General features: G+C 62.0%; 11 protein-coding genes. 10 read left to right on the forward strand and 1 reads right to left on the reverse strand.

Annotated elements, in window-relative coordinates:
• The first annotated feature begins 99 nt into the window (after nucleotides 1-99).
• From LIX93_RS18830 to azu, 4 genes are all read left to right on the forward strand, one after another.
• Entirely contained in the window at nucleotides 100-3,384 is a 3,285-nt protein-coding gene (locus LIX93_RS18830) for a transglutaminase family protein (protein WP_226505560.1), read from the forward strand.
• Nucleotides 3,385-3,485: 101 nt separating this feature from the next.
• Complete coding sequence (locus tag LIX93_RS18835; protein WP_226505561.1) at nucleotides 3,486-5,972, forward strand: circularly permuted type 2 ATP-grasp protein; 2,487 nt, start codon at nucleotides 3,486-3,488, stop codon at nucleotides 5,970-5,972.
• Nucleotides 5,972-6,883 (forward strand): transglutaminase family protein, encoded by a 912-nt coding sequence (locus tag LIX93_RS18840; RefSeq protein ID WP_226505562.1) that lies wholly within the window; start codon nucleotides 5,972-5,974, stop codon nucleotides 6,881-6,883. Before LIX93_RS18835 ends, LIX93_RS18840 begins: the two co-directional genes overlap by 1 nt.
• A 274-nt stretch (nucleotides 6,884-7,157) precedes the next feature.
• On the forward strand, nucleotides 7,158-7,607 hold the full coding sequence (gene azu, locus LIX93_RS18845; RefSeq protein ID WP_226505563.1) for an azurin: 450 nt from the start codon (nucleotides 7,158-7,160) through the stop codon (nucleotides 7,605-7,607).
• Nucleotides 7,608-7,689: 82 nt separating this feature from the next.
• Here azu and pncB read toward each other — a convergent pair whose 3' ends face one another.
• Entirely contained in the window at nucleotides 7,690-8,886 is a 1,197-nt protein-coding gene (pncB, locus tag LIX93_RS18850) for a nicotinate phosphoribosyltransferase (RefSeq protein ID WP_226505564.1), read from the reverse strand.
• A gap of 491 nt (nucleotides 8,887-9,377) precedes the next feature.
• Between pncB and LIX93_RS18855 the strand changes: the two genes are divergently transcribed.
• The 6 genes from LIX93_RS18855 (at nucleotide 9,378) to LIX93_RS18880 (ending at nucleotide 16,022) form a co-directional block, all read left to right on the forward strand.
• Nucleotides 9,378-10,514, forward strand: coding sequence for a branched-chain amino acid ABC transporter substrate-binding protein (locus LIX93_RS18855; RefSeq protein ID WP_226505565.1), 1,137 nt, complete (start codon nucleotides 9,378-9,380; stop codon nucleotides 10,512-10,514).
• A 161-nt stretch (nucleotides 10,515-10,675) separates the two neighbouring features.
• Nucleotides 10,676-11,590 (forward strand): branched-chain amino acid ABC transporter permease LivH, encoded by a 915-nt coding sequence (locus tag LIX93_RS18860; RefSeq protein WP_226505661.1) that lies wholly within the window; start codon nucleotides 10,676-10,678, stop codon nucleotides 11,588-11,590.
• Nucleotides 11,591-11,592: 2 nt separating this feature from the next.
• Nucleotides 11,593-12,894, forward strand: a complete 1,302-nt coding sequence (gene livM / locus LIX93_RS18865) for a high-affinity branched-chain amino acid ABC transporter permease LivM (protein ID WP_226505566.1) — start codon at nucleotides 11,593-11,595, stop codon at nucleotides 12,892-12,894.
• Nucleotides 12,891-13,766, forward strand: a complete 876-nt coding sequence (locus LIX93_RS18870; RefSeq protein WP_226505567.1) for an ATP-binding cassette domain-containing protein — start codon at nucleotides 12,891-12,893, stop codon at nucleotides 13,764-13,766. The genes livM and LIX93_RS18870 overlap by 4 nt, the downstream gene beginning before the upstream one ends.
• On the forward strand, nucleotides 13,763-14,479 hold the full coding sequence (locus LIX93_RS18875) for an ABC transporter ATP-binding protein (RefSeq protein WP_226505568.1): 717 nt from the start codon (nucleotides 13,763-13,765) through the stop codon (nucleotides 14,477-14,479). The genes LIX93_RS18870 and LIX93_RS18875 overlap by 4 nt, the downstream gene beginning before the upstream one ends.
• Nucleotides 14,480-15,254: 775 nt before the next feature.
• Nucleotides 15,255-16,022: an SDR family oxidoreductase gene (locus LIX93_RS18880; RefSeq protein ID WP_226505569.1), complete on the forward strand. Its 768-nt coding sequence runs from the start codon at nucleotides 15,255-15,257 to the stop codon at nucleotides 16,020-16,022.
• Nucleotides 16,023-16,103 lie beyond the last annotated feature (81 nt).

The raw sequence follows: 16,103 nt of genomic DNA on the forward strand, positions 1-16,103 counted from the left end.
TGCTTGGCGCCGCTGCGGTCTCCTGAAAGGCCCGCGGGGCGCCGTATGGCATAAGTCTTGCGCATTGCATTCAACGTCCAGGTCTGCAGGAGGCACGCTGTGTCGATACATGTCGCGTTGCACCACATCACGCATTACCGCTATGACCGGGCCATCGAGCTTGGTCCGCAGATCGTCCGTCTGCGTCCGGCGCCCCATAGCCGCACACGCATCCTCTCTTACTCGCTGAAAGTGCTGCCTGAAGAGCATTTCACCAACTGGCAACAGGACCCTCAGGGCAACTATCTGGCGCGCCTGGTGTTCCCGGAAAAGACCACCGAATTCCGCGTTGAAGTGGACCTGGTCGCCGAAATGGCGATTTTCAATCCGTTCGATTTCTTCCTCGAACCCTATGCCGATAAAGCACCGTTCACCTACAGCAAGGATGAACAGCACGAGCTCGGTTCGTACCTCGAAAAGCTGCCGCTGACGCCCAAGTTCAAAGCGTATCTGGACGGCATCAGCCGCGTGCCGGTTCCCACCATCGATTTTCTCGTGGGGCTCAACCAGAAGCTCAGCGAAGACATCCGCTATCTGATCCGTATGGAGCCCGGCGTGCAGACGCCAGAGCACACCCTGAGCGATGCCTCGGGCTCGTGCCGCGATTCGGCCTGGCTGCTCGTGCAATTGCTGCGTCACCTGGGTATGGCCGCGCGTTTTGTATCGGGCTATCTGATTCAACTCAAAGCCGACCAGCAATCCCTCGACGGCCCCTCGGGTACCGATGTCGATTTCACCGACCTGCATGCCTGGTGCGAGGTCTATCTGCCCGGCGCCGGCTGGGTCGGGCTGGATGCGACCTCCGGCTTGTTCGCCGGCGAAGGGCATATCCCGTTGGCGTGCAGCCCCGATCCGACCTCGGCGGCGCCAATCAGCGGCCTGGTCGAGCCGTGCGAAGCGCAGTTTTCCCACGAAATGTCCGTGGAGCGTGTCTGGGAGGCCCCGCGGGTCACCAAGCCCTACAGCGACAGTGAGTGGCAGACCATTCTCGCCCTCGGTGAGCACATCGACGCCGACCTGCTAGCCGGCGACGTGCGCCTGACCATGGGCGGCGAACCGACGTTCGTGTCGGTCGACGACCCCGATGGCGCCGAATGGAACACCGCAGCCCTGGGCCCGACCAAGCGCACATTGTCTGCCGAGTTGTACAAGCGCATGCGCGACAGGTACGCCCCCGATGGCCTGGTGCATTTCGGTCAGGGCAAATGGTACCCAGGCGAGCAGCTGCCGCGCTGGTCGCTCAATTGCTACTGGCGTCTGGACGGTGAGCGCATCTGGAAGGATGAGCGCCTGGTCGCCGACGAAACCGAAGACTACGGCGCCACAGGCGAGACGGCCGGGCGTTTCCTCGCTTGCGTCGCCGAGCGCCTGAAGCTGCCGACCCGCTACGTGTTCCCGGCCTACGAGGACAATTTCTACTACCTGTGGCGCGAAGGTACTCTACCCTCCAACGTCAAGGCCGAAGACCCGCGTCTCAAGGATGAAATGGAGCGCAAGCGTCTGCGCAGCGTCTTCACTCAAGGCCTGGACAAAATCGTCGGCCAGGTGCTGCCGCTGGCGCGCACGCCGGCCGGCGATCAATGGCAGAGCGGGCGCTGGTACCTGCGCGACAATCACTGCCGCCTGGTACCGGGCGACTCGCCCTTGGGCTATCGCCTGCCATTGGCGTCGCAGCCATGGGTCACGGCCGCGGAATACCCGTTCGTGTTGCCGATCGACCAGAACCAGGACCTGCCTGGGCTACCGGCGCTGGAGCATCTGCACGCCACCAGTGGCAACCAGCGCACCGTCCAGGCCGAAGAACGCGAGCCGAAAATCGACGAGTCCGCCGCCTGGCTGACCCGCACCGCGCTGTGCGCCGAAGCTCGGGAAGGTCGCCTGTATCTGTTCATGCCGCCGCTGGAGCGTCTCGAAGACTATCTCCAACTGGTGAGCGTCATCGAATCGGCGGCCAAGGAACTGCGCTGCCCGGTGCTGCTGGAGGGTTACGAGCCGCCGGCCGACCCGCGCCTGGTCAATTTCCGCATCACCCCGGACCCAGGTGTGATCGAGGTCAACGTGCAGCCTTCGTCGAGCTGGGCGCAACTGGTACAGAGCACCGAGTTCCTTTACGAGCAGGCCCGGCTCAACCGACTGACCACCGAAAAGTTCATGATCGACGGCCGCCACACCGGTACCGGCGGGGGCAACCACTTCGTGCTCGGCGGCGCCACGCCTGGGGATTCACCCTTCCTGCGGCGTCCCGACCTGCTGCGCAGCCTGATCAGCTATTGGCACAATCACCCGTCGCTGTCGTACCTGTTCTCCGGGCTGTTCATCGGCCCGACTTCCCAGGCGCCACGGGTCGACGAAGCGCGCAACGATTCGCTCTACGAGCTCGAAATCGCCTTCTCGCAGATGCCGCCGCCCGGTCAGCCTTGCGCGCCATGGCTGGTGGACCGCTTGCTGCGCAACCTGTTGATCGACGTGACCGGCAACACCCACCGCGCCGAATTCTGCATCGACAAGCTCTATTCGCCCGACGGTGCCACCGGGCGCCTCGGTCTGCTGGAGCTGCGCGCCTTTGAAATGCCGCCCCATGCGCGCATGAGCCTGGTCCAGCAGTTGCTGCTGCGGGCGCTGGTCTCGAAGTTCTGGCGTCAGCCGTACGCGCCGGCCAAGCTGGCGCGCTGGGGCACAGAGCTGCACGATCGATACTTGCTGCCGCACTTCATCGAGCAGGATTTCGCTGATGTGATCGCCGACCTCAACAGCGCCGGCTATGCCTTCAAGACCGACTGGTTCGCCGCGCACCGCGAATTCCGTTTTCCGAAAGTCGGCGATTACGAGGTCAATGGCATCAAGCTGGAACTGCGCACGGCTCTGGAACCCTGGCATGTACTGGGCGAAGAAGGCACCGCGGGCGGCACTGTGCGTTACGTGGATTCGTCGCTCGAGCGCTTGCAGGTCAAGCTCAGCGGCCTGCCGCCGGATCGCTATGTGCTGACCTGCAACGGTCGCGCCGTGCCGCTGCATCCCACCGGCCGGGTCGGCGAGTTCGTGGCGGGGGTGCGCTTTCGTGCCTGGCAGCCGCCCAACTGTCTGCAGCCGACCATCCCGGTGCATGCGCCGCTGGTTTTCGATCTGCTCGACACATGGATGCAGCGCTCGCTGGGTGGTTGCCAGTATCATGTCACCCATCCAGGCGGGCGCAGTTACGAAACCCTGCCGATCAATGCGAACGAGGCGGAGAGCCGTCGTCTGTCGCGCTTCTTCCGCATCGGCCACACGCCGGGTCGGATGGATGCCGCGCCACTGAAGATCAACGATGAGCTGCCGATGACACTGGATATGCGTCGCGGCTGATCTACCCTCAAGGACCCCGCACCATGGCTGCATGGCGCGGGGCTTTTGTCTCTGGGTGTCTGCGCTAACCTGACCTTATTCCGTTTGCTGCCGAGCGTTCCATGCCTGACCTGCTTGACCCATACCCGCTGACCCCGGGTACCTACCACGAGATGCTCGAGGCCGATGGGGCCGTGCGCCCGCACTGGCAGCGCCTGTTCGATCAGGTTCAGCGCTTGAGCCCGGCTCAACTGGCCCAGCGCCAGGCTTTGCTGACGCGGCAGATTCAGGAGAACGGCGTCACCTACAACGTCTATGCCGACCCCAAGGGCGCCGACCGGCCCTGGGAACTCGACCTGCTGCCGCATTTGATCGATGCCGAAGAGTGGCAGCAGCTATCGGCCGGTATCGCCCAGCGCGCGCGCTTGCTCAATGCCGTGCTGGCGGACATCTACGGGCCCCAGACGCTGATCCAGGAAGGCTTGCTGCCGGCCGAGCTGGTCTATGGTCACAATCATTTTCTCTGGCCGTGCCAGGGCATCGTGCCGCCACAGAATATTTTCCTGCACCTCTATGCGGTCGACCTGGCGCGCGCGCCGGACGGCCGCTGGTGGGTCACGGCAGACCGTTCCCAGGCACCATCCGGCGCGGGTTACGCGCTGGAAAACCGCATGAGCGTGTCGCGGGTCTTCCCCGACTTGTACCGCGATCTGCAGGTGCGGCACATGTCCGGATTCTTCCGCACCTTGCAGGACACCCTGGTACGCCTGGCGCCCGCCGACGATGAAGCGCCGCTGGTGGTGCTGCTGACCCCAGGGCGTTTCAACGAAAGCTATTTCGAGCACCTGTATCTGGCTCGCCAGCTGGGCTATCCGCTGGTCGAAGGCGGCGATTTGACGGTGCGCGACGCCACGGTGTACCTCAAGACCCTCAGCGGTCTGCGCCGTGTGCATGCGATCATGCGCCGCCTCGACGATGATTTCTGCGATCCCCTGGAGCTGCGTACCGATTCCGCGCTGGGTGTGCCCGGCCTGTTACAGGCGGTGCGCCAGGGGCGGGTGCTGGTTACCAACGCGCTGGGCAGTGGTGTGCTGGAGTCCCCCGGCTTGTTGGGCTTCTTGCCGAAGATCAACGAGCACCTGTTCGGCGAAGAGCTGATCCTGCCGTCGATCGCCACCTGGTGGTGCGGCGAGCCGCCGGTGCTGGCCCAGGCGCTGGAAAAACTCGACACTCTGCTGATCAAGCCGGCGTTCCCGTCCCAGAGTTTTGCCCCGGTGTTCGGCCGCGACCTCGACGCCACGCAGCGCGAGGAGCTCGCCGCCCGGCTGCGAGCGCGGCCCTATGCCTACGTCGCGCAAGAGATGGCGCAGTTGTCCCAGGCGCCGGTATGGCAGCCCGAGGGCGGCTCCTTGCAACCGCGGGCCATCGGCATGCGGGTGTACGCGGTGGCCGACGAGGTCGGTTATCGGGTGTTGCCCGGTGGCCTGACACGGGTGGCCGGCGAGGCTGACGCCGAGGTGGTGTCGATGCAGCGCGGCGGTGCCAGCAAGGACACCTGGGTGCTGGGCAACCAGGCCCCCACAGGCGAACAATGGCGTGCCCAGCGCCCCATCGGTGTGCCGGAACTGGTCCGTCGCGACCCCTATCTGCCGTCGCGGGTGGTCGAGAACCTGTTCTGGTTCGGCCGTTACTGCGAGCGCTGCGACGACAGCGCGCGGCTGCTGCGGATCATCCTCGGACGCTATATCGACGGTGATGACCCAAAAGCCCTGCAGGCGGCGGTCGATCTGGCTGTAAGCATCAATCTGCTGCCCGACGAGGGTGACATGCAGGAGCGCATTCGCGCAGCCCTGATGGGTGAAGACTGGCCCTTCAGCCTGCGCTCCAACTTGCAGCGCTTGCAGTGGGCCGCGTCCCAGGTGCGCGGCAAGCTCTCGCGGGAGAACTGGCAGGCGCTGGTGGAGTTGCAGCGCGAGGCCGTGACTCTCGATGTCGAGGATGCCGATTTCGGCGAGTTGCTCGATTTTCTCAACCGGTTGGTGATGTCGCTGGCGGCGTTGTCGGGCTTTGCCCTCGACGACATGACGCGCGATGAAGGCTGGCGCTTTTTGATGATCGGCCGGCGCATCGAGCGCTTGCAGTTCCTCAGCACCAGTCTGTCGGCCTTCATGGAGAGCGATGCGGTATTCGACCAGGCCGGACTGGAGTGGCTGCTGGAGCTGGGCAACTCGAGCATTACCTATCGCTCGCGCTATCTGGCCGAGCCGCAGTTGATTCCGGTGCTCGACCTGTTGCTGCTCGATGCCCAGAACCCCCACGCGGTGTTCTTCCAGCTCAAGCTGGTGGCGCGCTCGTTGCGGCGCCTGAACGACGAATTCGCGGCGCCGCGGGACAAACTGCTGGCGCCGCTGATCGAGCGCCTGTCGCGCTTCGATCTCGGCACGCTGGAGTACTCGCTGTTTGGCGTGGCTTGTGTGCGCGCCGTGCTGGAAGGGCTGAGCGAACTATTGCGCGAGATCACCGAGGCCAGCAGCCAGGTGTCCGATCGCCTGGCCATGCGCCATTTTGCCCACGTCGACGATATCAGCCAGCAAACGGTGTCCGTCTGATGAGCGCCCATTACACGATTATTCACGACACCCACTATCGATACGACAGCCCGGTGTCCCTGGCTCAGCAGCTGGCGCATCTGTGGCCGCGCGAGTGCGACTGGCAGGTCTGCCACGAGCAAGCCTTACAGATCACCCCCGACCCGACCCAGCGCATGGACGAGCTCGATGTATTCGGCAATCCGCTGACCCGTCTGGGCTTCGAGCGTCCCCACGATGAACTGCGGGTGTGCGCGCGCTTGCAGGTCGAAGTGCTGGTCAGGCCCAAGCTGGACTTCGAGGCGTCACCACCCTGGGAGGCGACCCGCGATGCGCTGTGCTACAGCAGCAAACCGGTGGCCAAGCCGGTGCTGGAAGCGTGCCGCTATCGTTTCGAGTCGCCCTATGTGCGCTTGAAAAAGAACTTCGTAGGGTTCTCGCAAAGCTGCTTTCCGGCCGGGCGGCCATTGATGCTGGGCGTGCAGGCCTTGATGGAGAAAATCTTCAAGGAGTTCACCTTCGACGCCGAGGCCACTCAGGTGGCGACGCCGTTGCTGGAAGTGCTGGAGACTCGCCGCGGCGTTTGCCAGGATTTCGCCCACTTGATGCTGGCGTGCCTGCGTTCCCGTGGCCTGGCGGCGCGTTATGTCAGTGGTTATCTGCTGACTCAGCCGCCACCGGGCCAGCCGCGGCTGATCGGCGCCGATGCGTCCCACGCCTGGGTGTCGGTGTTCTGCCCGGCGCTGGGCTGGGTGGATTTCGACCCGACCAACAACGTGCAGCCGGCGCTGGAGCACATCACCCTGGCCTGGGGCCGGGATTTCTCCGACGTGTCACCGCTGCGCGGGGTGATTCTGGGCGGCGGCAACCATGATCCGGAAGTGCAGGTGACGGTGATGCCGGCGCTGGAGGCGCAAAAGCTGCTGCCTTGATCTGTCATTCATCGTCGACACCTGACCTGTGTGAACGCGCAAGCCCGCTCCCACGGGGTCGATCAGTCGCCTGTGCCGCTCGCGCCGCAGGCATAGGCAACCAGTACTTGGCGAAGCAGGGCATTGATACGCATGGGGTTTCTCCTTGGGGATGTTGTGCATCCTGACCGTCGCCGTTATGTTTGACCCGTTGATTGTCTCGATCAGCCTGATAGAGGGATCTGCAATCCCCCACATCGCGTCCTCTCAAGCCACCTTCCGGAGATCTGCCCCCATGCTGGGAAAAGCCCTTGCCCTTACTGCCTTGAGCCTGTTCAGTGCCGATCTGCTGGCCGCCGAGTGCGCCGTCACGGTCGATTCCACCGACACCATGATGTTCGACACCAAGGCCATCGAGGTCAGCAAGAGCTGCAAGACCTTTACCGTCAAGTTGACCCACTCCGGCTCCTTGCCCAAGGCCGTGATGGGCCATAACTGGGTGCTGGCCAAAGAGTCCGATGCCAAGGGCGTGGCCAGTGACGGCATGAGCGCCGGGGCCGACAGCGATTACGTGAAGGCCGGCGATGCGCGCGTCATCGCCCACACCAAACTGATCGGTGCGGGGGAAAGCGATAGCGTGACGTTCGATGTGGCGAAGTTGAGCGCGGGGGAGGTATACGAGTTCCTGTGCACCTTCCCTGGGCATATCGCGATGATGAAGGGCAGCCTCAAGCTGGTGGATTGAGGCTGGCCTTGCCGGTGCGAGACTCTGAAATTTTGGGCAAGCAGTGCCGGCCCTTTCGCGGGCTGCACTCCCGCACTCGCCATCACTTCACCTTGAACACATGGCGCATGTACGCCACGAAATTCTCGTCCCGGCATTGCGTCTTCGCCGCTTCGTCGGAGATCTTCGCCACTGGCTGGCCGTTGCAGTCGGTCATCTTCAGCACGATGCTCATGGGCTCCACCCCGGGGATGTCGCAGGTCAGGTTGGTGCCGATGCCGAAGCTGACATTGATGCGACCGCGCAACGCGCGGAATATCGACAAGGCTCCAGGCAGATTCAAACCATCAGAGAACACCAGCGTCTTGGTCCGCGGGTCTATGCCGAGCCGACGGTAGTGGGCGATGGCTTTCTCCGCCCACACGATGGGGTCGCCGGAGTCGTGGCGCAGACCGTCGAACAGCTTGGCGAAGTACAGATCGAAGTCGGTGAGAAAGGCGTCCATGGTGATGGTATCGGTCAGGGCGATGCCCAGCAGGCCCCGATATTCACGCACCCAGCAGTCCAGTGCGGCAATCTGGCTGTCGATCAGCCGCGGCCCGAGCTGCTGGTGGGCCATGATCCATTCATGGGCCATGGTGCCCAGCGGCTTGATATCGAGCTTGCGCGCCAGGTGCATATTGCTGGTGCCGACGAAGCGCGCGGGAAAGTCCTTGTGCAGGCAGGTGACGATTTCTTCCTGCACGTTGTACGAAAAGCGTCGCCGCGTGCCGAAGTCCGCTACTTGCAGCTCGGCCAGTTCGTCGTCGCTGGCATTCGCGCTCAACCAATCGAACTTGCGGTAGAGCTGATCCCGCGCTTCGCTCATGGCTACCTGCGGGAAACGTGCGCGGTTGCGTACTTCGCTGACGGTCGCCAGCAGCGGCACCTCGAACAGGATTACATGCAGCCAGGGCCCGCGCAGGCGGATGCACAACTGGTCGTCTTCGATACTGGTATGCAGGTAGCGCAGATTGAAGCGGAACAACCCCAGAAAGCGCAGAAAGTCCGGCTTCATGAAATTGATGCTTTCGAGGAAGGCCAGCTCATCATCGCCCAGGCTGAGCTCGCACATGCTTTCTATATGTCGGCGTATTTCGCCCAGATAGGGGCGCAGGTCTTCGCCATTGCGGCAGCGAAACTCCCACTCGACCTCGACGTTCGGATAGTTGTGCAGCACGGCCTGCATCATCGACAGCTTATAGAGGTCGGTATCGAGCAGATTCTGCACGATACGCTCGGCGAAAACGGGTTCACTCATGGGGGCTCCTCACGGGCCAGGGCGCCTGAAAATGGCAGTGGCGCACAGTTGCGGCACATTCTGACAGCCTTTTTGCGCCGGGGGCGAGCAAGAATGCGTCATCGGCCCCAGCGCCGCGCGCTGCAAATGCCCTCGTTCGCCCATTTTCGGGGGCCTGCGCTCCGGTAACAGCCCGGCTGAAATGGTGCGGCGCGTAGCAGTCGTGCACTGCTAATGTGCACTTCGGTTACGTAGCTTGTTACGGGATGGTTGCACGGCAAACAGGTCTGAAGTTGCAACGCAATATATAAATGGTTGCACCTTTTTGCGTCATGGGTTCTACCTTGCGGGTTTCGTGTGGTTGCACGACCCATATTCGAAGGGGGCCAATCCTGCGCGAGCCACGCAGGGCCGATCTCTGGTGCATTTTGAAAAGTGATGGCACGGGCCTTGCTCAGGAGCAAGAGCAGAAGCTGTAGTGCCAACCAAAAAAATCTCAGGAGCACCACCTCATGTCGCAAACGTTTTACAGAAAGGGTTTTCTGGCGCTGGCCGTTGCTTCGGCCTTGGGCGTTTCTTCTTTTGTGCAAGCCGACGTGAAGATCGGCGTGGCGGGCCCGATGACCGGTGCCAACGCTTCGTTTGGTGAGCAGTACATGAAAGGCGCACAGGCTGCGGCCGATGCGGTCAACGCCGCCGGCGGCATCAACGGCGAGAAAATCGTTCTGGTAGCCGGTGATGACGCTTGCGAACCCAAGCAGGCCGTGGCCGTCGCCAACCGCCTGGTCGACCAGGACAAAGTCATCGGCGTGGTCGGGCATTTCTGCTCTTCGTCGACCATCCCGGCTTCTGAGGTTTACGCCGACGCCGGTGTCATCGCGATTACCCCGGGCTCTACCAACCCGACCGTCACCGAGCGTGGCCTGGGCGACATGTTCCGTATGTGTGGGCGTGACGACCAACAAGGCATCGTCGCTGGCGATTACATTGTCGACGTGCTCAAGGGCAAGAAAGTCGCGGTCATCAACGACAAGGACACCTACGGTAAAGGCCTGGCGGACGCCACTTCGGCCCAGTTGAAAAAACGCGGCGTGACGCCCGTGCTGGAAGAAGGCCTGACCCGCGGCGAGAAAGACTTCAGCGCCCTGGTTACCAAGATCCGTGGCGCTGGCGCCGATGTCGTGTACTTCGGCGGTCTGCACCCGGAAGCCGGCCCGCTGGTTCGCCAGCTGCGCGAGCAGGGCCTCAAGGACGTCAAGTTCATGTCTGACGACGGTGTGGTCACCGACGAACTGGTCACCACCGCTGGCGGCGCGCAATACGTCAATGGCGTGTACATGACCTTCGGCGCCGATCCACGCAAGCTGCCGGACAGCAAGGCTGTAGTCGACCAGTTCCGCAAGTCCGGCTACGAGCCTGAAGGCTACACGCTGTATGCCTACGCTTCGATCCAGGCCCTGGCCGCAGGCTTCAACGGCGCCAAATCCAACAAGGGCGACGATGCCTCCAAGTGGCTCAAGGCTCACGACGTGAAAACCGTCATGGGTGACAAGGCGTGGGATGCCAAAGGCGACCTCAAGGTCTCCGATTACGTGGTCTACCAGTGGAACGCTCAGGGCAAATACGAGCAGCTCGAAAAGCAAAAGTGAGATGAGGCCTGGCGGCGGCGCTGTGTTCTGCAGCGGCCCGCCGGGTGACGACACTGCAGTCGCGCAGGCCAGTCGTTTCTCTTAATACCGATCCCACCCGTCGTGCCGGCAACCCCGGAGCATGACGGGTGGGCGGCTTCAAGCGTTCACGAGAGTGCATGATGGACGGGATTTTTCTGCAACAAATGGTCAATGGCCTGACCCTGGGCTCGGTCTACGGACTGATCGCCATCGGCTACACCATGGTGTACGGCATCATCGGCATGATCAACTTCGCACACGGCGACGTGTACATGATCTCTGCCTACCTGGCGGCTATCGGCCTGGCAGTGTTGTCGTTCTTCGGTATCGAGTCATTTCCTTTCCTGATTCTGGGCACGCTGATCTTCACCATTGTGGTGACCGGTGTGTACGGTTTTGTCATCGAGCGGGTGGCCTACAAGCCATTGCGTAACTCGACGCGTCTGGCACCGCTGATCAGTGCCATTGGTATTTCGCTGATCCTGCAGAATTACGCACAGATCGCCCAGGGCTCGCGCCAGCAAGGCGTACCGACCCTGCTTGAAGGCGCCTGGCGCTTCGATATCGGCAGCGGCTTCGTGCAGATCACCTACACCAAGATCTTCATCCTGGTGGCCGCCTTCATCGGCATGGGTGTGCTGACCTATATCATCAAGTACACCAAGCTGGGGCGCATGTGCCGTGCCACCCAGCAGGACCGCAAGATGGCGTCGATCCTGGGTATCAATACCGATCGCGTGATCTCCTATGTGTTCATCATCGGTGCTGCCATGGCCGCGCTGGCCGGCGTGCTGATCACGCTGAATTACGGCACCTTCGACTTCTATGCCGGCTTCATCATCGGTATCAAGGCCTTCACCGCCGCGGTGCTGGGCGGTATCGGTTCATTGCCAGGCGCCATGCTCGGCGGCCTGATCCTCGGCGTGGCGGAGTCGCAGTTCTCCGGCCTGGTCAACGCTGACTATAAAGACGTATTCAGTTTCGGCTTACTGGTCGTCATCCTGATTTTCCGTCCCCAAGGCCTGCTGGGTCGCCCACTCGTGGCGAAGGTATAAGTATGTCCGCTCCTATCGCAAAACCTATCGAGATCAAGAAAAGCCTGATCGACATGGTCATCGCCGGCCTGCTGGCGCTGATCGTGTTCGGGCCCATCGTCGGCATTGTGCTCGACGGTTACAGCTTCAATCTGCAGCCGACCCGCGTGGCCTGGCTGGTGGCGGCGGTCATGGTCGGGCGCTTTTTGATGAGCCTGTTCCTGCAAACGCCTGGCGGCGTACGGTTGTCCCAGCGTTTCGAGGGCTCGGGGTCAGGTGTGCATGTATTGCCGCCCAATCACAAATCGATGCTGCGCTTCGTGTTGCCGGCCATCGTCGTGCTGGCGGTGCTGTTCCCGTTCATGGCCAACAAGTACATCCTCACCGTGGTCATCCTCGGGTTGATCTACGTGCTGCTGGGCCTGGGGCTGAACATCGTGGTCGGCCTCGCCGGCCTGCTCGACCTTGGCTATGTGGCGTTCTACGCCATCGGTGCGTACGGCCTGGCACTGGGCTATCAATACCTGGGGCTGGGTTTCTGGTCGGCATTGCCGCTGGCCGCCATCGCGGCGGCGCTGGCGGGGTGCATTCTGGGCTTCCCGGTGTTGCGCATGCACGGCGACTATCTGGCGATCGTGACCCTGGGTTTTGGGGAAATCATCCGTCTGATCCTGAACAACTGGCTGTCGTTCACCGGCGGCCCGAACGGCGTACCGGTACCGTCGCCGACTTTCTTCGGCCTCGAATTCGGCCGCCGCGCCAAAGACGGTGGCGTTCCGATCCACGAGTATTTCGGTTTCGAATACAACCCGGACCTCAAGTACATCTTCATCTATGCCGTGCTGTTCCTGGTGGTGCTGGCCGTGCTGTACATCAAGCACCGCCTGACCCGCATGCCGGTAGGCCGCGCCTGGGAAGCCCTGCGTGAAGACGAGATCGCCTGCCGCTCGATGGGCCTCAACCACGTACTGGTGAAGCTCTCAGCGTTTACCCTGGGTGCCTCTACTGCCGGCCTGGCCGGGGTGTTCTTCGCCAGCTATCAAGGTTTCGTCAATCCGACCTCGTTCACCTTTTTCGAGTCGGCGCTGATCCTGGCGATCGTCGTGCTGGGCGGCATGGGCTCCACCGTGGGTGTGGTGATTGCCGCGTTCGTGCTCACCGTGGCGCCGGAGTTGCTGCGCAGCTTCGCCGAGTACCGCGTGTTGCTGTTTGGCGTATTGATGGTGCTGATGATGATCTGGCGCCCACGTGGCTTGATCCGCATCAGCCGGACCGGGGTGGTGCCGCGCAAAGGCGTGCTGAAGACCGAGGGAGCCGCGCAATGAACAACGAAATCGTGCTCTCCGTCGAACACTTGCAGATGCACTTCGGCGGCATCAAGGCGCTGAGCGATGTCAGTCTGCAGGTACGGCGCAATTCCATTTTCGCCCTGATCGGCCCTAACGGTGCCGGCAAGACCACCGTGTTCAACTGCCTGACCGGGTTCTACAAGGCTACCGGTGGGCGAATCCAGCTGCATGCTCGCGGTCGCGATACCAACGTCATCCAGTTGTTGGGCGAACCCTTCCAGCTGGGTGATTTCGTTTCGCCGAAAAGCTTCCTCAGCCGGGTGTACTACAAGATGTTCGGCGGCACCCACCTGGTCAACCGCGCCGGGCTGGCGCGTACCTTTCAGAACATTCGCCTGTTCAAGGAAATGTCCGTCGTCGAGAACCTGCTGGTGGCCCAGCACATGTGGGTCAACCGCAACATGCTGGCCGGCATCCTCAACACCAAGGGCTACCGCAAGGCCGAAGAAGACGCGATGAACACCGCCTTCTATTGGCTCGAAGTGGTCGACCTGGTGGATTGCGCCAACCGCCTGGCCGGCGAATTGTCCTACGGTCAGCAGCGCCGCCTGGAAATCGCCCGAGCCATGTGCACCCGTCCGCAGGTGATCTGCCTGGACGAACCCGCCGCCGGCCTCAACCCGCAGGAAACCGAGGCGCTCAGCGGCATGATTCGCCTGCTGCGCGACGAACACGATATGACAGTGGTACTGATTGAGCACGACATGGGCATGGTCATGGGTATTTCCGACGACATCGTGGTGCTCGACCACGGCAACGTGATCGCCAAAGGCGGCCCCGAGCAGATTCGCAACGACCCGAAGGTGATCGCCGCCTACCTGGGTGCGGACGAGGAGGAACTGGTATGAGTACGCCGATCCTCGAATTGAAGGACATCGATGTCCACTACGGGCAGATCCAGGCGCTGAAGAAGGTTTCGCTGCATATCGATGCCGGCGAGACGGTCAGCCTGATCGGCTCCAACGGTGCAGGCAAGTCGACGCTGCTGATGTCGATTTTCGGCCAGCCGCGGGCCAGCGCCGGGCAGATCATCTATCAGGGCACCGACATCACCCAGAAGTCGTCGCATTACATTGCGTCCAACGGCATCGCCCAGTCGCCGGAGGGCCGCCGGGTGTTCCCGGACATGTCGGTCGAGGAGAACCTGATGATGGGCACCATCCCCATCGGCGACAAGCACTCCAGCGAGGACATGCAGCGCATGTTCGAACTGTTCCCACGGCTCAAGGAGCGCCGCAACCAGCGCGCCATGACCATGTCGGGCGGTGAGCAGCAGATGCTGGCCATTGCCCGCGCCTTGATGAGTCGGCCCAAGCTGCTGTTGCTGGACGAGCCCTCGCTCGGCCTGGCGCCGATTGTGGTGAAGATGATCTTCTCGACCCTGCGCGAGCTGGCACAGACGGGCATGACCATCTTTCTGGTCGAGCAGAACGCCAACCACGCCCTGAAACTGTCGGACCGCGCCTACGTGATGGTCAACGGCGAGATTCGCCTGACAGGCACCGGGCAGGAGCTGCTGAGCAACGATGAGGTGCGTAACGCCTATCTGGGTGGGCACTGAGTTTCAGGCCAGCAATGCTGGTGATTTCGCGAGCAGAGCTCGCCCCCACAGGGGAATGCGTACACTGTGGGAGCGGGGCTCTGCCCGTGAAGGCGTTGGTACTGTCTGTTACGCGTTATAACCCCGCCATCATTCGAATACCCCCTTCTCCGGTTTTGTGGAAAACACTTTTCACATTCCTCCAAACCGCGACATAAAGCCGCTGTAATTCATTGTTTTGTCACAACTTCGAGTTGTCCCCGTTTGCTGTGGGGTGGACTGTGGGTAAGTTGGGTGTAGTCGGCTGGAGGCCTTTATCGGCGTGGCCTCCAGGCTTCTGGTTGTTTTTTGATCAATGGGTTTTTATGGTCCGACAATCCTGTTTGTCAAGGGTCTTATCCACTGGGCGGATCGCCACTTTCATGCCGCCAAAGCCTGTGGATAAGTCTGTGAACAAGCCTTGGAAACATGGCGCTGAGCGTTAGGGGGACTGGCCTGGGGCCATCTTGCCGATCCGCCTCGGCGTGAGTGGAGGACGAGAGATGTCTGCCAGGTCAAGGCAAATACTTTCAAATCTCGCTGCAAGCCGCGCCATGCAAGGCTTTGCCGGTTATCCACTTGCCCACGGTTACTGTGGAGCCGACTGTGGATAAGATGCGCATAACCGGCTGCGAGGCCTCTATTACAAGGCTTTGCGCAAGGTGGTTGTTTTTTGTTCAATTGTACAAGTCACTTGCTGGCGCCGGGCCACGCGGGCATGCTCTGTGGCCGGTGACCTTTACCTCAGGAGAAGAAGATGACTGATACCGTTTTTATTACTGGTGCCACTTCGGGTTTTGGCGAGGCCTGCGCCCGTCGTTTTGCCGATGCAGGTTGGTCGCTGGTGCTGACCGGGCGCCGTGAAGAGCGTCTCAACGCCTTGGCGGCTGAACTGTCGAAGAAGGTGCCGGTATTGCCGCTGGTGCTCGATGTGCGCGATCGCAAGGCTATGGAAGCGACTATCGGCAGCCTGCCCGCCGAGTTCGGCGACATCCGCGCATTGATCAACAACGCCGGCCTGGCCTTGGGGACCGATCCGGCGCCCAAGTGCGATCTGGACGACTGGGACACCATGGTCGACACCAACGTCAAAGGCCTGCTGTATGCCACGCGTTTGCTGTTGCCGCGTCTGATCGCCCACGGCAAGGGCGCGAGCATCGTCAACCTGGGTTCGGTGGCGGGTAACTATCCCTATCCGGGCAGCCACGTATATGGCGCGACCAAAGCGTTCGTGCGCCAGTTCTCGCTGAACCTGCGTAACGACCTGCAAGGCACCGGCGTGCGTGTCACCAATCTGGAGCCAGGCATGTGCGAGAGCGAGTTCTCGTTGGTGCGTTTCAATGGCGACCAGGCCAAGTACGATGCCACCTATGCCGGCGCCAACCCGATTCAGCCGCAGGACATCGCCGAGACCATTTTCTGGATCCTCAGCCAGCCAGCGCACATCAACATCAACTCGCTGGAAATCATGCCGGTGACGCAGTCGTGGGCCGGGTTTGCCGTGGAGCGGCCGGGTAAGGCGTGATCAGGCTCTCGATGTAGCGCTGACGCCATCGCCCTCTTCGCGGGCAAGCCTTGCTCCTGCACGGCATTAGTCGTACACCTG

The organism is Pseudomonas sp. MWU16-30317 (assembly GCF_020515695.1).
Lineage (GTDB): Bacteria > Pseudomonadota > Gammaproteobacteria > Pseudomonadales > Pseudomonadaceae > Aquipseudomonas.